The 20,082-nt window shown below is 30.9% G+C and carries 18 protein-coding genes and 1 pseudogene; 1 reads left to right on the forward strand and 18 read right to left on the reverse strand.

Going from position 1 to position 20,082, the window contains the following annotated elements:
• Window positions 1–171: 171 nt before the first annotated feature.
• From gltA to Q0V24_RS09215, 7 genes are all read right to left on the reverse strand, one after another.
• Window positions 172–1,560 (reverse strand): NADPH-dependent glutamate synthase, encoded by a 1,389-nt coding sequence (gltA, locus tag Q0V24_RS09185; protein ID WP_297520699.1) that lies wholly within the window; start codon window positions 1,558–1,560, stop codon window positions 172–174.
• Window positions 1,560–2,450, reverse strand: coding sequence for a sulfide/dihydroorotate dehydrogenase-like FAD/NAD-binding protein (locus tag Q0V24_RS09190; protein ID WP_297520701.1), 891 nt, complete (start codon window positions 2,448–2,450; stop codon window positions 1,560–1,562). Before Q0V24_RS09190 ends, gltA begins: the two co-directional genes overlap by 1 nt.
• A gap of 92 nt (window positions 2,451–2,542) precedes the next feature.
• On the reverse strand, window positions 2,543–3,034 hold the full coding sequence (locus Q0V24_RS09195; RefSeq protein WP_297520703.1) for a hypothetical protein: 492 nt from the start codon (window positions 3,032–3,034) through the stop codon (window positions 2,543–2,545).
• A 154-nt stretch (window positions 3,035–3,188) separates the two neighbouring features.
• Window positions 3,189–4,388: an iron-containing alcohol dehydrogenase gene (locus Q0V24_RS09200; RefSeq protein WP_297520704.1), complete on the reverse strand. Its 1,200-nt coding sequence runs from the start codon at window positions 4,386–4,388 to the stop codon at window positions 3,189–3,191.
• A 158-nt stretch (window positions 4,389–4,546) separates the two neighbouring features.
• The gene (pnuC, locus tag Q0V24_RS09205; RefSeq protein WP_297520706.1) at window positions 4,547–5,335 is read right to left on the reverse strand and encodes a nicotinamide riboside transporter PnuC; all 789 of its coding nucleotides are present in this window, start codon (window positions 5,333–5,335) and stop codon (window positions 4,547–4,549) included.
• 352 nt (window positions 5,336–5,687) lie between these two features.
• Window positions 5,688–6,272 carry a phosphatase PAP2 family protein gene (locus tag Q0V24_RS09210; protein WP_297520708.1) on the reverse strand — a complete coding sequence of 195 codons (585 nt, stop codon included), beginning with the start codon at window positions 6,270–6,272 and terminating at the stop codon, window positions 5,688–5,690.
• 152 nt (window positions 6,273–6,424) lie between these two features.
• Entirely contained in the window at window positions 6,425–8,125 is a 1,701-nt protein-coding gene (locus Q0V24_RS09215; RefSeq protein ID WP_297520710.1) for an ABC transporter ATP-binding protein, read from the reverse strand.
• Window positions 8,126–8,338: 213 nt separating this feature from the next.
• Here Q0V24_RS09215 and Q0V24_RS09220 point away from each other — a divergent pair, with 213 nt between their 5' ends.
• The gene (locus Q0V24_RS09220; RefSeq protein ID WP_297520712.1) at window positions 8,339–8,884 is read left to right on the forward strand and encodes a phosphatase PAP2 family protein; all 546 of its coding nucleotides are present in this window, start codon (window positions 8,339–8,341) and stop codon (window positions 8,882–8,884) included.
• Window positions 8,885–8,957: 73 nt separating this feature from the next.
• Here Q0V24_RS09220 and Q0V24_RS09225 read toward each other — a convergent pair whose 3' ends face one another.
• The 11 genes and pseudogenes from Q0V24_RS09225 to Q0V24_RS09275 form a co-directional block, all read right to left on the reverse strand.
• Window positions 8,958–9,806 (reverse strand): 3-hydroxybutyryl-CoA dehydrogenase, encoded by an 849-nt coding sequence (locus Q0V24_RS09225; RefSeq protein WP_297520714.1) that lies wholly within the window; start codon window positions 9,804–9,806, stop codon window positions 8,958–8,960.
• Between the two features lie 120 nt (window positions 9,807–9,926).
• Window positions 9,927–10,934, reverse strand: a complete 1,008-nt coding sequence (locus Q0V24_RS09230; RefSeq protein WP_297520716.1) for an electron transfer flavoprotein subunit alpha/FixB family protein — start codon at window positions 10,932–10,934, stop codon at window positions 9,927–9,929.
• A gap of 21 nt (window positions 10,935–10,955) precedes the next feature.
• Window positions 10,956–11,735, reverse strand: coding sequence for an electron transfer flavoprotein subunit beta/FixA family protein (locus Q0V24_RS09235; RefSeq protein WP_297520718.1), 780 nt, complete (start codon window positions 11,733–11,735; stop codon window positions 10,956–10,958).
• Between the two features lie 22 nt (window positions 11,736–11,757).
• Window positions 11,758–12,897 (reverse strand): acyl-CoA dehydrogenase, encoded by a 1,140-nt coding sequence (locus Q0V24_RS09240; protein ID WP_297520720.1) that lies wholly within the window; start codon window positions 12,895–12,897, stop codon window positions 11,758–11,760.
• A 57-nt stretch (window positions 12,898–12,954) separates the two neighbouring features.
• On the reverse strand, window positions 12,955–13,740 hold the full coding sequence (locus Q0V24_RS09245; protein ID WP_297520722.1) for a short-chain-enoyl-CoA hydratase: 786 nt from the start codon (window positions 13,738–13,740) through the stop codon (window positions 12,955–12,957).
• Window positions 13,741–13,915: 175 nt separating this feature from the next.
• A complete protein-coding gene (locus tag Q0V24_RS09250) occupies window positions 13,916–14,557 on the reverse strand; it encodes a redox-sensing transcriptional repressor Rex (protein ID WP_297520724.1) in 642 nt (213 codons plus the stop codon).
• A 357-nt stretch (window positions 14,558–14,914) separates the two neighbouring features.
• On the reverse strand, window positions 14,915–17,305 hold the full coding sequence (locus Q0V24_RS09255) for a heavy metal translocating P-type ATPase (RefSeq protein ID WP_297520726.1): 2,391 nt from the start codon (window positions 17,303–17,305) through the stop codon (window positions 14,915–14,917).
• Window positions 17,306–17,654: 349 nt separating this feature from the next.
• Window positions 17,655–18,026 (reverse strand): metalloregulator ArsR/SmtB family transcription factor, encoded by a 372-nt coding sequence (locus Q0V24_RS09260; RefSeq protein ID WP_297520728.1) that lies wholly within the window; start codon window positions 18,024–18,026, stop codon window positions 17,655–17,657.
• Between the two features lie 132 nt (window positions 18,027–18,158).
• Window positions 18,159–18,752 (reverse strand): zinc dependent phospholipase C family protein, encoded by a 594-nt coding sequence (locus Q0V24_RS09265; protein ID WP_297520730.1) that lies wholly within the window; start codon window positions 18,750–18,752, stop codon window positions 18,159–18,161.
• 51 nt (window positions 18,753–18,803) lie between these two features.
• Window positions 18,804–19,400 carry a DUF3867 family protein gene (locus Q0V24_RS09270; RefSeq protein WP_297520732.1) on the reverse strand — a complete coding sequence of 199 codons (597 nt, stop codon included), beginning with the start codon at window positions 19,398–19,400 and terminating at the stop codon, window positions 18,804–18,806.
• A 170-nt stretch (window positions 19,401–19,570) separates the two neighbouring features.
• A pseudogene (locus tag Q0V24_RS09275) lies at window positions 19,571–20,082 on the reverse strand (sugar phosphate nucleotidyltransferase); the annotation flags it as partial.

Consider the following 20,082-nt stretch of genomic DNA (forward strand, 5'->3'; position numbering starts at 1 on the left):
TCTTTACCTCGGTCAATAAATAGTTTAACCATTATATATTCAATTATTCTAAGTATTTTTTTTAAGTTATGTATAAAAAATGCTTTATATAAAACAAAAAAAAGATACTCCCCCCTAACCTTAAAGGGAATATCTTTTACTTTAAAATCTTTCAATAAATATATTGAAAATTTATTTATTTTTTATATATTTATCTATTCCTATAGCTGCTTTTTTACCAGCTCCCATAGCAAGTATTACTGTCGCAGCACCTGTCACAGCATCACCACCCGCAAATACTCCTTCTCTTGAAGTAGCTCCATTTTCTTCATCAGCTATAATGCATTCCCACTTATTTATATCAAGCCCCTTAGTTGTAGAACTGATAAGTGGATTTGGAGAGGTTCCAAGTGACATTATTACAGCATCAACTTCCATAATAAATTCTGAACCTTCAACTACTACAGGTCTTCTTCTACCTGAAGCATCTGGCTCGCCAAGTTCCATTCTCACACACATCATTCCTTTAACCCATCCATTTTCATCTTCTAAAATTTCTGTTGGATTAGTTAAAACATCAAATATAACTCCTTCTTCTTTAGCATGATGAATCTCTTCTCTTCTTGCTGGAAGTTCTGCATCACTTCTTCTATAAACTATATGAACTTCTGAACCAAGTCTTAAAGCAGTTCTTGCAGCATCCATAGCAACATTTCCACCACCTACAACTGCTATTTTATTAGCTTTTGTAATTGGCGTATCATAACTTGAATCATAAGCTTTCATAAGATTACTTCTTGTAAGGAACTCATTAGCTGAGAAAACTCCATTAGCATTCTCTCCATTTATCCCCATGAACTTAGGAAGCCCTGCACCCGAACCTACAAATACTGCCTCAAAGCCTTCTTCATTTAAAAGTTCATCAATGGTAACAGTTCTACCAACTATAACATTAGTTTCAATCTTAACTCCAAGCTTTTTAACATTCTCAATTTCTGTTTTAACAACAGTTTCTTTTGGAAGTCTAAACTCTGGAATACCATAAACTAAAACTCCACCAGCTTCATGCAATGCTTCAAATATAGTCACATCATAACCCATTTTAGCAAGGTCACCTGCACAAGTAAGGCCTGCTGGACCACTACCTACAACTGCAACTTTTTTATTATTTTTATCTATCTCTATATTAATCTCAATATTATTTTCTCTAACATAGTCTGCAACAAACTTTTCAAGCTTTCCTATTGCAACAGCCTCACCTTTAATTCCAAGAACACATTTACCCTCACATTGACTTTCCTGTGGACAAACTCTTCCACAAACTGCTGGAAGTGCTGAATCTCTAGCTATAACCTCTGCCGCACCTTTTATATCTCCAACTTTCACTCTATTAATGAACTCTGGAATATTAATAGCAACAGGGCAATCACCTACACACTTAGGTTTTTTACACCCAAGACATCTGTTTGCTTCTTCAATTGCTAGTTCTAAAGTATATCCCTGACATACCTCTTCAAAATTAGTAGCTCTAACTTTTGCATCTTGCTCCCTTACAGGAGTTCTATTTAAATTCAGTGCCATTATTTATCACCTCCGCAATTTCCACAGCCACCATGATGTGTTTTACCCTCTATAGCTTTAAGCATTCTTCTTCCTTCTTCAGTTTTATAAATTTGATGTCTTCTCATAGCTTCATCAAAGTTTACTAAATGACCATCAAACTCGGGGCCATCAACACAAGCAAATTTAACTTTATCTCCAACTGTAACTCTACAAGCACCACACATACCTGTACCATCAACCATTATTGGATTCAAACTTACTATTGTAGGAATATCAAGCTCTTTTGTAAGCTTACAAACAAACTTCATCATTATCATTGGTCCTATAGCTATAACTTCATCATATTTTTTATTTTGATTCTTAACTAAATCTTCTATAACATTAGTTACAAGCCCCTTAACTCCAGCTGAACCATCATCTGTGGCTATATATAAATTATCTGCAACGTATCTCATTTCATTCTCTAATATAAGCATATCTTTATTTTTAGCACCAACTATAACATCTGCTTTAATTCCATTCTCATGTAACCATTTAACTTGTGGATAAACTGGTGCTGTCCCAACTCCACCAGCTACAAAAAGAACTTTTTTATTTTTAAGATGCTCTATATCTTCATTGATAAATTCTGACTCTCTACCAAGTGGTCCAACAAAATCTCTAAATGAATCACCTTTATTTAATTTTGCCATTTTTAGTGTAGACTCCCCAAGTGTTTGGAATACTATACTAACTGTACCAATTTCCTTATTATAATCACAAATAGTAAGCGGAATTCTTTCCCCTTTTTCATCCATCTTTACTATTACAAACTGTCCTGGATTTGCAGATTTAGCAACTCTTGGTGCCTCTACCTCCATAAGATATATGTTATTTGTTAGCTCTTCTTTTCTAGTAATTTTATACACCCTAATCCCCCCTAATTTATAAATTAATTAAAATTATACATTTTTTCCAATATTTTATCAATTAAATATATAATTTTTTATTAATTTTATATTTAGGTTGTCTTTTTAGCTATAAATGATATAAATTCAGCATTAAATAAATTACCATACATCACTGCGTTCTGAAGGTTTATTTCTGTACTATAACCTGGCGCTCCTTCTACTATCCCCCCAGATGAACTTGATACAATTTCGTTTACTAATATATATCCTTTTGGAATTTTTATTATTGGTGCATTTTTAAACTGTTTTTGAGTTCCTTTAAAAGCTAACTCTTTTGGAATTATTACTTTACCATTTTCATCTTTCACTTCTATATATATGCTATCTACTCCCGGTTTAAAATTCTTTAATTTAGTTTGGGCTTCTTTATACTGAGCATTATTAGTACTATTATCTACCTTGCTTGTTACTCCTGGTATATTTATTATCGGCGGAACTTCTGATTTCTTTGAATTATGGTTCATAATTAAATTTCCGCCTATTATAACAGCTATCACAATTGCAACTCCGCCTATTATAGTTATTAAAGTATCTTTCTTCATTTGCTTAACCTCATCTAAATATATTTTTTCTTTACTTAAACTAAGTTACCTTAACTAGAATATTTTTACACTAAAATTTAGCTACAAATTAAATACTAAAATTTAATTTAAAAAGTTCAACTCCTTTTATAAGAAGTTGAACTTTTATTATTATCTAAAAATCTACTTTTGTTCCGTAGAATGTAGCTTCATAAACTTTTTGCATCTCTTCATTAGAAATTGATCTTGGATTAGAGAATGTACAAGCATCTAAAACAGCTCTTTCAGATATTAAAGTAACTTTAGCCTTAAACTCATCTTCATTAATTCCAAATTCTTTAATAGTTGCTGGAATATTCATTTCCTTATTCATATCTTTAATCATAGTTGTTAAAGCATCAACTAATTCTTCATCAGTTGAACCTGTAAGTTCTAATCTTTTTGCTATTGTCGCATATCTATCCATACAAGCTTTTTTATTAAAATCTATTATATAAGGAAGGTATATTGCATTAGCACATCCATGTGGGATATGTTGTAATTGATTAGTTTCAACACCCTCTTCATGGAATATAGCACCTGATTTATGAGCCATTGAATGTGTAATTCCAAGTAAAGCATTTGAGAATGCCATTCCTGCCATACACTGTGCATAGTGCATTTGCTCTCTTGCATCCGTATCACCATTAAATGACTTTATTAAATTTTCTTTTATCATTAAAATAGCTTCCATTGCAAGTGGATTTGTAAATGGTGAATTAAGTGTTGCAACATAAGCTTCTATCGCATGTGTTAAAGCATCCATCCCTGTGTACGCTACAAGTTTTGCAGGCATAGTCTGTGCAAGATCTGGGTCAACTATTGCTATGTCAGGAGTTATATTATAATCTGCAAGTGGGTACTTAATTCCCTTTGAATAATCAGTAATTACAGAAAAAGCTGTAACCTCTGTTGCAGTCCCTGAAGTTGATGGAATTGCTAAAAATTTAGCTTTTTTTCTAAGCTCTGGAATTGTAAATGGATCTTTTATATCATCAAAAGTTTTTTCTGGATGCTCATAAAATACCCACATAGCTTTAGCTGCATCTATTGGAGAACCTCCACCTACTGCAACTATCCAATCAGGCTTAAACTCACTCATAAGTTTTGCACCTTTTAAAACTGTTTCAACTGATGGGTCTGGTTCTACTCCATCTATAATTTGAGTTTCTATCCCAGCCTCTGTAAGATACGAAATTATCTTATCTAAGAATCCAAATCTTTTCATTGAACCACCACCAACAACTACGCTAGCTTTAGTTCCTTTTAATGTTTTTAAATACTCTAATGACCCTTTCTCAAAGAAAGTATCTCTTGGTAATGTAAATCTTTTCATTTTTCTTCATAACCTCCTATAAAATCAAATATCCCTTATATATTTATTATTCTACATAGATACATATAATTCCTTTTTTTCAACAAAAATACTTTTAAAAAAATTTAATAATAAAAAAAATCGAACCGTACTAATACGATTCGATTTCTTATTATATATTAAGCAGCTTTTACATCGCCACCATGTTGTTCTTTTCCAATCTTCTTCCACACTATTAATCCATAGATAGCATTTACTGTGAATTGAATCCACATCATTGCCCCTGATAATGTTGCAAATGAGAAACTTGAATGTTGTGTAAGTGCAATTATATAAAGTGCTATCCCTACACCATCACCAACAATCCAGAAGTACCATGTTTCTTTATATCTAAGTGTTGATACTACAACCGCAAATATTGTAATTGTTGCTGTAAATGAGTCAATGTACCATACATGATCTCTTGGAATTGAAATTCCAGCAACACTTTGTAATATTTCTGGTAGGTAGTAAACAAATGTTGCATAAGCAGCCCATACTACTATTATACCTATTATTATAGCAACCCAAGTTGAAGGTTTTAAACTTTTAACTTCTATAGTTGAAGTTGACTCTCCATCTGTTTGTTTAGCTGCTCTAGCACTTTGTCTCCATGCAAAGAACCCATAAACATTCATTGGTAACATATAAATTATATATAAAATAATTTCTGCATACATATGGTTAGAAATTGATATTACAATATAAAATAATGTATTGATAACTCCCCACACATAAGCTGCAACCTCTGCCCTAGCAGTGTAAATAGCTGCAAACAGCCCTGAAATTGAAACAATAATTCCTACAATTCCCATCATTGAAACACCTTTACCCTGTGCTATAGGCATAAAGAATATTATTAAGTTGAAAATTAAGAATACTGCAAAGTATATTTTATGAAATATTGAGTATTTTGAAAAAAAGTTCATTAGTACCTCCTAAAATTGCTTTTCTTTTGTTTTTGTATATCCTATTTAAAGAACATTATTATTATTATGTTAATGTATAATTATAATCTTTTTCTGCATACGCCTCTATTTTAACTTGTCCAAGCTAATTCATTGCTTAAGACTATGTTAAAGGTTTACATACATCTTTAAAAAAATAGAATTTTGTTAATATTTTGTATGTATTATTTAAATTAATTTAATTTTATATCAATTTCTTCAAAATATCAATAGTAAATTTAACATTTTTTTATTTTTTTTTGTTAATATAGTATAACTCATATCAAAATAAGCATATATCACTGTTCAAGTAACATATGCTTATAAATTTTTTTTAATGTTTACTACGATATTTTTCTATCTTTAATCCTCTTAAAATTCCCATAAAATATCTCTTTAAGATTATTCTATAGAAGAAGAAAGCTAAAATACTACTAACTATCCCTATTATGGCCCCTGCTATAACATCAGTTGGATAATGTACTAATAAGAATGGTCTTGATACTGCAATTGCTATCGCAAGTAAATAAACTGGAATTGCCCATTTCTTAAAGTAATACGCTAATATAAAAGCTCCAACAAAAGCTGCTGATGCATGCCCTGATGGGAAGGAATAAGAATGTGGTGCTACTCCTATGACACTGTTCAATAGTTCTGGATGTGTTAAAAATGGTCTAGGTTCCTTCACTATATGCTTGAAAAACTCAACTAAAACTAAGTTTATACTTGATGCAAAGAAAATCATAAATCCGACTTTTCTGTGTTTAACTGTTATAAGAAGTATTAAACCTATTATTAAAAATACAAGACCATCTGTTCCAATCCTTGTGAATGCAAGCATTATCTTGTCTATGATAGGTCCATGCCAATCCTTAAATTGGTTTAAAATTGCCATATTAAAAGTATCTAAAAAGCCCATATTTCCCTCCAAATTTCATCTTTTGTTATTAATTTTTTCTATTTATTGTCTATGTAATTTTATAATACTTTTAATATATTGTCCATATTTCAACAAATATAAAAATACTCCCATCTAAGTCCTTTAAATACTTAAATAAGAGTATTTTATTTTTATAATGAATTTAACATTGCATAAATCCCATCATTATCTAAAAGTTCTGTGTGAGTTCCTCTTTCCCTTATACCCTCTTTGCCTATTACAATAATTTCATCAGCATTCTGAATTGTTGTAAGTCTATGTGCAACAACAAGTGTTGTTCTATCCTTACTAAGTGACTCTAAAGCTTTTTGAATTTCTTTTTCTGTTACATTATCAAGTGCTGATGTAGCCTCATCTAAGATAAGTATTGCTGGGTTCTTTAAAAATACTCTAGCTATTGAAATTCTTTGTTTTTGCCCCCCAGATAACTTAACCCCTCTCTCTCCAATAAATGTATCATATCCATCTTTAAGTTCCATTATAAAATCATGTAAACTCGCATTTTTAGCTGCACTAATTATTTCCACTTTAGTTGCACCAATTTTTCCATAAGCAATATTTTCTCTAATGCTTCCAGTAAATAAAAATACATCTTGTTGAACTACTCCAACTTGCTTTCTAAGAGATTCAAGTTTAACATCTTTTATACTTGTCCCATCAATTTTTATATCTCCACTATCAAATTCATAAAACCTTGGAATTAGATTACATATAGTAGTTTTTCCACCACCAGATGAACCTACTAAAGCTATCATCTTCCCTGCTTCTATCTCTAAATCAAAATTATCTAAAATCTTTGAATTATCTTCATATTTAAAATTAACTTTTTCAAATTTTATATGACCTTTAACATTTTCTAATTCTACCGCACTCTCTGATTCTACTTCTTCTTCCTCATTGATTAATTCTTGGAATCTTGCAAAGCCGGTCATCCCATTTTGAACCATCTCATTAAAGTTTATAAGTTTTCTAATTGGCTGCAAGAACATCTTTATATAAAGAATATAAGCTGCAAAATCTCCAAAAGTTATTCTACCTAAATAAGTAAAATATCCTGCTGATATTAAAACTATAAGCTCTAATAAATCTATAAAAAGAAACATACCAGAAAAATATTCTGCCATTACTTTATATGCTTTTTTTCTAGCACTTTTGAAAGTCTCATTAGACTCACTAAATCTATTTATCTCATACTTATCATTAAAAAATGATTTAGTAACTCTTATTCCAGATATACTATTTTCTATAGCTGCATTTACTTCCCCTGTTTTTTCCCTTGTTTCTTTAAAAGCACTTATCATCTTCTTTCTTTTTCTTAAAGTAAAATATATACCTAAAGGTAAAAGTGCAAAAACAATTAAAGTAAGCTCAAGATTTATAGAACTTAATACTCCAAATGAACCAAATATCATAACTATTGCCATAAATAAATCTTCAGGTCCATGATGTGCAAGTTCTGAAACTTCATTTAAATCATTGATAATTCTAGACATTATTACCCCTGTTTTATTATCATCAAAATATTTATTTGGTAACTTTTGCAATTTTTTAAATACATCATCTCTCATATCACCTTGCATTTGTACACCAACAACATGACCTTGATATTGCATAAAGTAATTAAGTCCTGCTCTTAAAAAGAATATTCCAAGAAGCGTTATTGCAAATATAGCAAGTAATCTTAAATCTTTATTTGGAATCACATTATCAATGATTTCTCTTGTAATCATTGGATAAAACAAATCACAAACTGCAACAAAAAATGCAGCTAATAAATCTAAGAAAAATGTTTTTTTGTATGGTTTATAATATTTTATAAATTCTTTTATCAAAACTATCCCCCCTTTTGATAAAACTCTGCCTATTTCACCAATTATAACGGAATTAATTACTACTTTCAATGATAATATAGTTTATTTGTTATTAATTTGATAATAAATATACACTTTTTATTATTTAAGTCTTAATTCCTTCCCCACTCTTATATAGACACCCCCTACTAAATCAATTAAGATGATATTATAACTTGTTTAAGGGGTGTTTAAATGATTAATTTGATACAAAATTTTGATGCATCATCAATGTATGCTATTCAAGAATTACATAATCCAATATTAAATTTTATTATGATTTTCTTTACTAAAATAGGTGACCTTGGTGCTATTTGGCTTTTAATAGGATTCATATTTTTCTTCTTTAAAAAACTTAGAAAAGTCGGAATACTTATTTACTTATCTCAACTTCTAAATATAATTGTTATAACAATATTAAAGGATTTAATACAAAGACCAAGACCGTTTCTAACTCTTACTAATTTACATCCTTTAATATCGTTACCAACATCGTATTCATTCCCATCAGGACATGCTTCATCAGCTTTTGCAGGTGCTCTTATAATTGCATATATGCTTAAAAAGTGGGCTATTCCAGCTTATATCACAGCAATATTAATAGCTTTTTCTAGAGTTTATGTAGGTGTTCACTATCCTTCAGATATAATTATTGGAAGCATTCTTGGAACTATAAGTTCAGTTATTATAATTGTCTTTTATAAAAAGTTTCTCTCTAAAAAACATAAAATATTTTTATAAAAACTTAAAACTGAATAAAATAAAACAGCCTCCCCTTCACTATGAAGAGTAGGCTGTTTTTTATACTAAAATATTATCTTGCGTAGTTGTGGAATCCTCTTCCAGTTTTTCTACCAAGTTGTCCAGCTCTAACATATTTTCTTAAAAGACTATGGGCTCTATATTTACTATCACCTGTTTCTTTGTATAAAACATCCATTATAGCAAGACATACATCAAGACCTATTAAATCTCCAAGAGCTAATGGTCCCATTGGGTGAGCTGCTCCAAGTTTCATAGCTGTATCAATATCTTCCTCTGTTGCGATACCTTCAGCTAATATTCCTGCTGCTTCATTTATCATTGGAATAAGAATTCTGTTTACAACAAATCCTGGAGCTTCAGCAACTTCTACTGGGCTTTTTCCAATGTTTTCTGAAATAGTTTTAACCTTTGCAAAAGTTTCCTCTGATGTAGCCATACCTTTGATAACTTCAACAAGCTTCATTACTGGAGCCGGGTTAAAGAAGTGCATTCCTATAACTTTATCAGGTCTGTTAGTTGCTGTTGCAACCTCTGTGATTGATAATGATGATGTATTTGTAGCAAGAATAGTTTCTCCCTTACATATTTTACCAAGTTCTGCAAATATTTTCTTTTTGATTTCCATATTCTCAACAGCAGCTTCTACTACTAAATCACAATCAGCAGCCATGTTCATATCAACTGTTCCTGTAATTCTTGTAAGTATCTCTTCTTTAACTTCTTCTGTCATTCTTTCTTTAGCAACAAGCTTTGATAAGCTTTTGTTGATTCCAGCAATTCCTTTATCAACGAACTCTTGCTTAATATCTCTTACTACAACTTCATGACCTTTTTGTGCGAAAGCTTGAACAATTCCAGCTCCCATAGTTCCTGCACCAAGTACAAAAATCTTTTCCATAATTAAAAATCCCCCATTCATCTCATTTTTATTATGATAAAGGGGCTAATACCCAAAGCCCCTTTACCTTTAAATTAATTTCATTCCATAAATTGAAATTTTAAAAATCTAATTTATACCTTAGTTTTCTTCTTTTATTTTCTTAAATTGTCCAATAAATTCTGGAAGAACCTTAGCTACATCACCAACAATTGCATAATCTGCAACTTTCATGATTGGAGCTGTTTCATCTTTATTTATAGCAATTATCATATCTGATTCTTGCATACCAGCTACGTGTTGGATTGCTCCTGAAATACCACAAGCGATATAAATATTAGGTCTTACTGTCTTACCTGTTTGTCCAACTTGATAATCCTTATCTACCCAACCTTTTTCTATCGCAGCTCTTGATGCAGCTATTGACCCACCAAGTTCTTCTGCAAGTTCCTCAAGAAGTTTGAAGTTTTCTTTTGAACCAACTCCTCTTCCACCAGCAACTAAAACTGTAGCTTCTGATATATCAGCTATATCTTTATGCTCTTTAATTATTTGAATAACTTTAGTTCTGATATCACTATCTTTTAAAGTTACTTCTAAATTAGAAACTGTATAATCTGTGTTTGTTCCTGGAAGTTTTGAAAAAACACCAGGTCTTATTGTAGCCATTTGAGGTCTGTGATCTGGACATGCTATTGTAGCCATAAGATTTCCACCAAACGCTGGTCTTGTAGCAAGAAGGTCACCATTCTCAACTTCAACATCAAGAATTGTACAGTCAGCTGTTAACCCGGTTGAAAGTCTAGCTGCAACTCTAGGACCTAAATCTCTCCCTACAAAAGTTGCTCCTATGAATAATATTCCTGGTTTTCTCACATTTGCAATTTCACAAATTGCTGTTGTGTATCCATCAGTTGTATAGTTTTTAAGAAGTGGATTATCCACAACTAAAACCTCATCAGCACCGTAAGCTCCAAGAACTTCTCCAAGACCTCCGATATTATCTCCTAAAACTAAAGCTGTAAGTTTTGCTCCTAATTTATCCGCAAGTTTTCTACCTTCTCCTAAGATTTCAAGAGAAACTTTTTGAAGTTCTCCTTCTCTTTGTTCAGCAAAAACCCAAACTCCATTATAATCTGCTAAATTCATAACTTAATACCTCCCTTAAAATTAGATATAGTGCTTTTCTTTTAATTTTGATAAAACATAAGAAACTGCTTCGTTAGCTGATTGATTAACTATCTCACCTTTACCTTTTGGCTCTTTAGTCATTGACTTCTTAACCTTAGTTGGCGAACCTTTTAATCCAAGTTCTGCTTTATCAACTTCTATATCATCAGCTGTCCATACTGTTACTTCTTTATTTTTTGTAGCAAATATGCTTTTAACATTCATATATCTTGGATGATTAAGCTCTTTGATAGCTGTTAAAAGAACTGGTCCTTGAACTTTTATAAGTTCATATCCATCTTCTAAAGCTCTATTTATTAAGAATCCATCCTCTTCAACTGTAACACCCTGAACATAAGTTACCTGTGCTATGTCTAAATGCTCTGCTATTTCTGGACCAACCTGTGCTGTATCTCCATCAATCGCTTGTCTTCCAGCGAAAACTATATCATACTCTAATCTTTTTAATGCTCCTGCTAAAGCTTTTGATGTAGCAAGTGTATCCGCCCCTGCAAATGCTCTATCTGTTATAAGAACTGCTTCATCAGCTCCCATACATAATGCTTCTCTTAAAGCTGCTTTAGCTTGAGGTGGCCCCATGCTAAGAACTGTAACAGTCGCACCATTTTTTTCTTTAAGGCATAAAGCTGCTTCTAAAGCATGCTTATCCTCTGGATTTATGATTGATGGAACTCCATCTCTTATTAATGTACCTTTTACTGGATCTATCTTAACAGCTGTAGTATCTGGTACTTGCTTTAAACAAACTACTATATTCATCTTTTAATGTCCCCCTCTTAAATTATCTTAAAACACTACCTGCGATAACCATTTTTTGAACCTCTGAAGTTCCTTCATAGATTTCAGTTATCTTAGCATCTCTCATCATTCTTTCTACTGGGTACTCTTTAGTGTAACCATATCCACCAAAGATTTGAACTGCTTTAGTTGTTACTTCCATAGCAACTTCTGAAGCATATAACTTTGCTCTTGCAGCTTCTACTGAATAAGGAAGCTTAGCTTCTTTAAGGAATGCTGCCTTATAAACAAGATTCTTCGCTGCTTCAACTTTAGTATCCATATCAGCTATCATCCATTGTAATCCTTGGAATGCTGATAAAGGTCTACCAAATTGTTTTCTTTCTTTCATGTAATTAACTGCTTCTTCTAAAGCACCCTCTGCGATTCCAAGAGCTTGAGCTGCAATACCTATTCTTCCTCCATCAAGAGTTTTCATAGCTACTCCAAATCCTTTACCCTCTCTACCGATTAAGTTTTCTTTTGGAACTATACAATTTTCCATGATAAGTTCTGTTGTAGATGAAGCTCTAATTCCAAGCTTATCTTCTTTTTTACCAATAGAGAAACCTGGGAAATCTTTTTCAACTATGAAAGCAGAAATTCCTCTTGTTCCTTGAGATTTATCTGTCATAGCAAATATGATAAACGTCTCAGCATATCCACCATTTGTGATAAATATTTTACTTCCATTAAGAACATAATTGTCTCCATCAACTTTTGCAGTAGTCTGTTGACCAGCTGCATCTGTTCCAGCACCTGGCTCTGTAAGTCCAAAAGCACCAAGTTTTTTACCCGTTGCAAGGTCTTTTAAATACTTAGCTTTTTGAGCTGGATTACAGAATTCATTTATAACTGAAGCACATAAAGATGTGTGTGCTGAAAGGATAACCCCTGTAGTACCACAAACTTTTGATAACTCCTCAACAGCGATAATATATGATAATACATCTCCGCCAGCTCCACCGAATTCTTCACTAAATGGAATACCCATCATTCCAAGCTCTGCCATTTTCTTTACATTTTCCATTGGAAATCTTTCTGTTTGATCAATCTCCGCCGCTATTGGTTTTACTTCATTTATAGCAAACTCTCTAACCATTTGTCTTACTAAATCTTGCTCTGTAGTTAATTGAAAATTCATTTAATGTAACCTCCCCATTATTTAAATGCAATATAAAAAATCCATTAATGGATCTTATTATTGATTTTTAAAATTCTTCTCACTTCTTCTTTCCATGAATGCAGTCATACCTTCTGTCTGATCCTCTGTTAAGAAACACTTACCAAAATCTTCAGCCTCTATTATGATAGCCTTGTCCATATCCACTTGTGTTCCTCTGTTTATAGCATCTTTGCATAACTTTACAGCTATCGGAGCATTACTAGCTATCATTTTAGCCATTTTCATTGCTTCATCTATTAAAGTTTCAGGCGCTACAACCTTATTAACTAATCCAATTCTTAAAGCTTCATCAGCTTTAATTATTTTACCTGTATATATTAATTCCTTAGCCATTCCAGATCCAACTATTCTTGGAAGTCTTTGAGTTCCCCCAAAACCTGGAGTTATTCCAAGTCCAGCTTCTGGTTGTCCAAACTTAGCTTTTTCGCCTGCGATCCTTATATCACATGACATAGCAAGTTCACACCCACCACCTAAAGCAAATCCTGAAATAGCAGCTATTACTGGCTTGTCTAAGTTTTCTAATCTTCTAAATACGTTATTACCTAAAATCCCAAAGTTTTTACCCTCTTCTTCATTAAGGTCCTTCATTTGCGCTATATCAGCCCCGGCAACAAAAGATTTATCCCCTGCTCCTCTTAAAACTACAGCATATACATCTTTATCTTCTTCAAGATTTGCTATTACTGTGTCTAAGTCTTTTAAAGTTTCTGAGTTTAAAGCATTTAAAGCCTTTGGTCTATTGATAGTTACTATAGCGATATTACCTTCTTTTTCAAGAAGAACGTTTTTTAACTCCATTTTTTAAAATTCCTCCTCAATACCCTTTAATATGACAAACCCATTTGTTATAAACTTAACAAACTAGGCAAAAAAAATAATTGAAGCTTTTTCAAACTTCAATTAAATTATAATGTCTATTTCTTCCATTTGCAATATATTTTTGGTATTTTAGAAAAATTATCCATTTTTAGTTTTATTTTTTGTTTTCTTTTTCATTCAGTAAATATATTAAAGTTAGCATACTTTCACTCAAATGAACGTTTTCTACTGTTACATCACTTGGAACCTCTAAATCTAAAGGTGCAAAGTTCCAGATTCCTTTTATGCCCCTTGATATAAATCTATCTGCTACTTTTTGTGCATTAACTTTAGGAACACATATAACTCCAATATCTATACTATTATGTTCTAAGAAACCTTCTAAATCATCTATATCTTGTATTTCTATATCTCTAATTTGAATTCCTGAAAGCTTTGGATTAGCATCAAAAATACCTTCAACTACAAATCCTAATTTTCCAAACTGATTGTAATTAGCAATTGCTTGCCCAATATTTCCAGCACCTACGATTACTAATTTATAAGCTCTATCAAGTCCAAGTATATTACTTATCTCATTGTATAAAGCTTTTACATTATATCCATACCCTTGCTGACCAAAATCACCAAAACAATTTAAATCCTGACGTATCTGTGAAGCTGTAAATCCTATCTTTTCACTTAATTCTTTAGATGATATTCTATCTACATCATTATCCATAAGTTCTCTTAAATATCTATGATATTTTGGGAGTCTTTTGATAACAGCCATAGATATAGTCTTTCTTTTTTCCATTAAATTCACCTCTTTTAACTCAAGCTTGTTAAATATATAACATACTGTATATTTTAACACATATATCTTTTGTTTATCTATAATTTAACAAAATTTTCAACTTATTATTTTTCTCGCTAACATTCTTCTGCTTAAAACCTATTTTTATCTAAATAAAAATATAGAAAATGAGGCTTATACACAACAACCTTAAAGTTATGTATAAGCCTCATTAAGATAAATAGTATAACCGTTATACGCATCTACCTGAACATATTCTTATAAATACAATTATATTAATTTTTTGTTAAATTGTCAATATTTTTTCGCCATTTTTTTTACTTTCGACAATTTTTTATTACTATATTTGTAATTTTATTACTTTTTAACTCTCAAAACCCTCATTGCATTTAAAACAGCTAAAATAGCAACTCCTACATCTGCAAAAACAGCTTCCCACATTGTAGCCATTCCACCTGCTGCAAAAACTAAAACAATTAACTTAATTCCTAGTGCAAAAATAATATTTTGCCAAACTATTTTTCTTGTTCTTTTTGCAATTTTAATTGCATCTATTATTTTACTTGGCTCATCTTTCATGATTACAACATCTGCCGCTTCTATAGCTGCATCTGATCCTACGCCCCCCATTGCAATACCAATATCAGCTCTTGCAAGAACTGGTGCATCATTTATTCCATCACCAACAAATATAACATTTTCTTTTTCCTTTTTATTAGAAAGTATATTTTCTAATCTTTCTACTTTATCTTGTGGTAATAATTCTGTATAAATTTCATCAAGCCCAAGCTCTTTTCCAACTATCTCTCCAGCCTTTTTATTATCACCTGTTAACATAACAGTTTTAATTCCAAGAGCTTTAAGTTTTTTAATTGCTTCTCTAGAATCATCTTTAATTTTATCACCAATTAAGATACTTCCAACAAACTCTCCATCTACTGCAAAATAAATTATTGTTCCTACTTCATTTATTTCAAAATAAGAAATATTATTTTCTATCATTAATTTAGCATTTCCTGCTAAAACTTTTTTATCTGATATATTTAAAGATATTCCTCTTCCTGCTATTTCTTCATAATCAGTAATTATATCTTTATTTATCTTTCCTTTAAATTCCTCAAGTATAGATTTTGCTATTGGGTGATTAGAAAGATACTCACTATATGCTGCAAGTTCTAATAATTCTTCCTTTTCCATCCCAGTTGGTTTTATATCTAAAACTTTAAATTTCCCCTCTGTAAGTGTACCTGTCTTATCAAATACAACAGTTTTAACTGAATTTAATGCTTCTAAATAATTTCCACCTTTAATAAGAATTCCATTTTTAGATGCTGCACCAATCCCTCCAAAGAACCCTAGTGGAATTGATACTACTAAAGCACAAGGGCAAGATACCACAAGGAATACTAGTCCTCTTTCAAGCCACTCTTTAAAACTACCATCTTGCAAAATAAATGGTGGTACTATTGCAAGCATTGCTGCTATTATAACAACTACTGGTGTATAATATCTTGAGAATTTAGTTACAAACTTCTCTGTTGGAGCTTTTTTATTTCCTGCATTTTCTACAAGTTCTAATATTTTTGATAATGTAGATTCTTTAAATATATTTACAACTCTAAGCTTTATCACACCATTTAAATTTATACATCCTGCTAAAACCTCATCATTTAGTCTAGCAGTTCTAGGTACTGATTCTCCTGTAAGTGCTGATGTATCAAGGCTTGTATTACCCTCTATTAGAACACCATCAAGTGGAACTCTCTCACCTGCTCTTACTAAAATTATTTCATCAACTTTAACACCATAAGGTGAAATTGTTTTTTCTTCATTATCTCTTATAACCCTTGCAAAATCTGGTTTAATATCCATAAGTGATGATATTGATTTTCTTGAGTTATTAACTGCATAACCTTGGAACATCTCACCAATCTCATAGAACATTATAACTGCAACGGCTTCTGGGTGTTCCCCTATAAGAAATGCACCTATACTCGCAATAGTCATAAGGAAGTTTTCATCAAAAATATTCTTAGCTCTAAATATATTCTTAACTGCTTTCCATACTGTTGGGTATCCTAAAATAACATAACTGACTACAAATATTCCATCATTAACTTTATCACTAAAGCCTGAAAGCTGTGCTACTAAGAATAATATAACCCCAATAACAAATCTTGTTATATTAAAAACATTAAGACTTGATTCAACTTTAAATTCTTTTGGTTCCTCTGATATTTCTATCTCTTCATCATAATTTATTTCTAGTTCATCTATCACCTTTACATCTGGTTCAAGTTTAAATATTATATCTCTTATTTCTTTTTTTACTTTATCTATATCCTTTGCATCATTAAGCTTTACAGCTAATGTTTTTACTGTAAAATTTAATGTCGCTTCTTTAACTTCGCTAAGTGCATTAGTCTTTTCTTCTATTTTACCTGCACATCCTGCACAATTTAAATCTTTTAATGTAAGTTTAAAATTCTTTGATATATTTAATTTCTCAACTACATTTTTTTCTTCTTCCCTAACTTTAACATCTGGTTCTAATTTATATATAATATCTTTAACTGTTGATATAATTTCGTCTTCATCTTTTCTGTCATTCAATTCAATTAATAGTGTCTTAGTTGTAAAATTTAAGCTTGCTTCTTTAACCTTTAAAAGTTTTGAAGTTTTATCTTCTATCTTTCTAGCACAACCAGCACAATTAAGACCATCTAAGTAAAGTTTTACCTCACTCATAAAAAAAACCTCCTCTCTAAAATATGGTCAAATATACCCTGTTATATATTTAGGTACATTCTTGCGGGGATTTTTCTTCTCGCCAATGACAATATATCGCGCATGTGATTAGGTGTTTGACATCAGGACAATAGAAGTCGGTCATCCTTCCTCACTCTTAGAGCCTCAAACTGAAAATACATTCAAGGGTAAGTCTTTAGCTAAATATATAATCGGAGTTCACAGTGCAACAAACTTTCGCTACGTAGCACTCACTAAGGCTTGAAACCTACCAACAAGTATATAGATAAATATATTTGCCCACATTTTTCTATATTTGCCTATATAATAGACTACTTATTGATTAGTCCTATTCGTTTATATGATTTAATCCCTCATTAAATATGTGTTTAACATGATCGTCGTCTAATGAATAATACACAGCTTTTCCTTCTTTTCTAAACTTTACAAGCTTTGCATTCTTTAGAACTCTAAGTTGATGAGATACTGCTGATTGGCTCATTCCAAGTGTTGTTGCTATATCACAAACACACATTTCAGCTTCAAATAAAGAGCATAAAATTTTTATTCTTGTGCTATCCCCAAATACTTTGAATAGTTCTGCTAAGTCATATAAAGTTTCTTCTTTTGGAAGCTTCTCTCTAACTCTTAAAACTACTTCACCATGAATTGCGTTCTCTTCACATCTATCTATGCATTTATCTATATTCTCATTACTCATTGTTTTCCCTCCAATTGTTTCATATGAATGATTGTTCATATGTTCATACTTTCATTATATGCATCTTCTTCCAAATGGTCAATACTTTGTTGATTTTTTTCGCAAAAAAAGAAGCATAGTTTCCTACACTTCTTAGTTATATATTTTATTAGTAAATTTAATAGCAACACTGCTATTAAATTCTATTGAGTCCATTACATATTGTACAACGCTATTACATATATAAGCTGCAAACACTAAATCATTAGAATATGATTCTGATTTTAAATATAATTTATGAGTATCTAATATAAATTGTTTTATACTAAAAAAACCAAATACTTTTATTCTATCATCAGAAAAAGCAAATGTTTTTGCAAAACCTGCAAGTTCCTTTTCATACTTAACATGCTTATTCATGCTATGTTTAAACTCCCACCTTTGACTATGTGGCACACAAAAGAAATCACATAGAAAGTGGCATATAACACCAAGTTCTTGACTAAACCTAACTGTAGCACTCATCTTATTTATCTCATTATCAGACAATGCACTAAGTGCTTTTATCTTATCAATTATCATATCAAAAGATTCATCCATATAGTGTTTTTTTAGCTTATACTTTGAAACCATATCTGGCTTCACATTTCCATAAAGGAAATTGTTATAGCTAACTTTTTCTCTTTTAGTAATATCTAGATTAAAATATACCTTTCTAGCTATCATTAAATGTGTATTAGCCATCATATTAAAGCAACTCCACTCTTTTTAATTTAAAGAGATTTAACTAGCTTATTCTTAGTATATATAATTTTGAATATTTCCACATAACTCTATGTTTATAGTATCATCCTTTAATGTCTTTTTATAAGAACAAAGGAATTCATTTAGTTCATTATCACTAAGACTAATATCTTTTATACTCTTTATAAATACAGTATTCCCATCTAATTGTATTTCTATATCATTTATACTATTCTTTATTTTATATGTTGTTAAAGACTTTTTAGCGATTCTAGCCTTATACTTTTCTTCAAATCCCATTACTTGTCTAAGCTCTTCGTAGCTTTCTTGTACATTAGCATTTTTAAACATTTTAGGATCTACTCCCATGTTTTTAAATGTACTTGGGTCCATATTTGCCATTTGTTCTGATACATCATCCATGCTCATACCATACTTCGCTAACATTTCTTTTTGTATGTTTATAAGTTTTTCTTGTGAAATATTATTCTCTTGCATATATGTGCTTATCTCTACAGATAATTGCATCATACTCATTTTACCTTCAGCCATTTTATAATATAAATCATATATATAATTTTCAAAACTATTTATATCTTTATCTCTTACCTTATCTTTTAATTTACCAAAGTCTACTATGTTGTTATCCATGAAAAATCCCTCCCACTTTTAAAAAATATTATTTACTCTATCTTATCATAGTCTATAATAAATTCCCTACAATTAATTTATACTTGCCAAATTTTATATTTATTATACTCCTTCTTGAAAAAAAGAAAAAGGACTGATTTTCTCAGCCCTTTTTTCTTTCCCTACAATCCTTATAAATAGTCCTTATATTCTTTGTTTTCACTTATTTTACTCAATAAATGTTTAATCTCTTGATCCTTATTTTTATCCATAACGAGAAGTACATCACCAGTATCAACTATGACAAGATCTTTAAGTCCAAAACCTATAACAAGTCTTTTATTGCCAAATACACAACAATTTTCTGACTCATCTAAGTAAACTTTCTCACTAACCGCGTTGGTATCTTTTGTTTCTAAGAATCTACTAAGTGCTGTAAAACTTCCTATATCATCCCAAGAGAAATCACATTTAATAACAGTAGCCTTTCTTGTTTTTTGCATAACACCAAAATCAATTGATATTCCATCAACTAATGCATACTGCTCTTTTGTGACTCTTTCCTCATCTTCTTGCCCAATATGTCTATAAATTTCACTAAGGCATTTACTAAGCTGAGGAATATACTTATTTATTTCCCTTATAATTGTATCTGCTCTCATTATAAACATACCACTATTCCACAAATAAGTTCCTTTTAATA

Source organism: uncultured Clostridium sp. (genome assembly GCF_947039605.1).
GTDB lineage: Bacteria > Bacillota > Clostridia > Clostridiales > Clostridiaceae > Sarcina.

Bases quoted from the DNA above. Each gene is read 5' to 3' on its own strand.
- Q0V24_RS09230 (WP_297520716.1), bottom strand. From the start codon at position 10,934: ATGAATTTAGCAGATTATAATGGAGTTTGGGTTTTTGCTGAACAAAGA.
- Q0V24_RS09210 (WP_297520708.1), bottom strand. From the start codon at position 6,272: ATGGGCTTTTTAGATACTTTTAATATGGCAATTTTAAACCAATTTAAG.
- Q0V24_RS09200 (WP_297520704.1), bottom strand. From the start codon at position 4,388: ATGAAAAGATTTACATTACCAAGAGATACTTTCTTTGAGAAAGGGTCA.
- Q0V24_RS09265 (WP_297520730.1), bottom strand. From the start codon at position 18,752: ATGATGGCTAATACACATTTAATGATAGCTAGAAAGGTATATTTTAAT.
- pnuC (WP_297520706.1), bottom strand. From the start codon at position 5,335: ATGAACTTTTTTTCAAAATACTCAATATTTCATAAAATATACTTTGCA.
- Q0V24_RS09255 (WP_297520726.1), bottom strand. From the start codon at position 17,305: ATGAGTGAGGTAAAACTTTACTTAGATGGTCTTAATTGTGCTGGTTGT.
- Q0V24_RS09260 (WP_297520728.1), bottom strand. From the start codon at position 18,026: ATGAGTAATGAGAATATAGATAAATGCATAGATAGATGTGAAGAGAAC.
- gltA (WP_297520699.1), bottom strand. From the start codon at position 1,560: ATGGCACTGAATTTAAATAGAACTCCTGTAAGGGAGCAAGATGCAAAA.
- Q0V24_RS09245 (WP_297520722.1), bottom strand. From the start codon at position 13,740: ATGGAGTTAAAAAACGTTCTTCTTGAAAAAGAAGGTAATATCGCTATA.
- Q0V24_RS09270 (WP_297520732.1), bottom strand. From the start codon at position 19,400: ATGGATAACAACATAGTAGACTTTGGTAAATTAAAAGATAAGGTAAGA.
- Q0V24_RS09250 (WP_297520724.1), bottom strand. From the start codon at position 14,557: ATGGAAAAAAGAAAGACTATATCTATGGCTGTTATCAAAAGACTCCCA.
- Q0V24_RS09220 (WP_297520712.1), top strand. From the start codon at position 8,339: ATGATTAATTTGATACAAAATTTTGATGCATCATCAATGTATGCTATT.
- Q0V24_RS09225 (WP_297520714.1), bottom strand. From the start codon at position 9,806: ATGGAAAAGATTTTTGTACTTGGTGCAGGAACTATGGGAGCTGGAATT.
- Q0V24_RS09195 (WP_297520703.1), bottom strand. From the start codon at position 3,034: ATGAAGAAAGATACTTTAATAACTATAATAGGCGGAGTTGCAATTGTG.
- Q0V24_RS09240 (WP_297520720.1), bottom strand. From the start codon at position 12,897: ATGAATTTTCAATTAACTACAGAGCAAGATTTAGTAAGACAAATGGTT.
- Q0V24_RS09235 (WP_297520718.1), bottom strand. From the start codon at position 11,735: ATGAATATAGTAGTTTGTTTAAAGCAAGTACCAGATACTACAGCTGTT.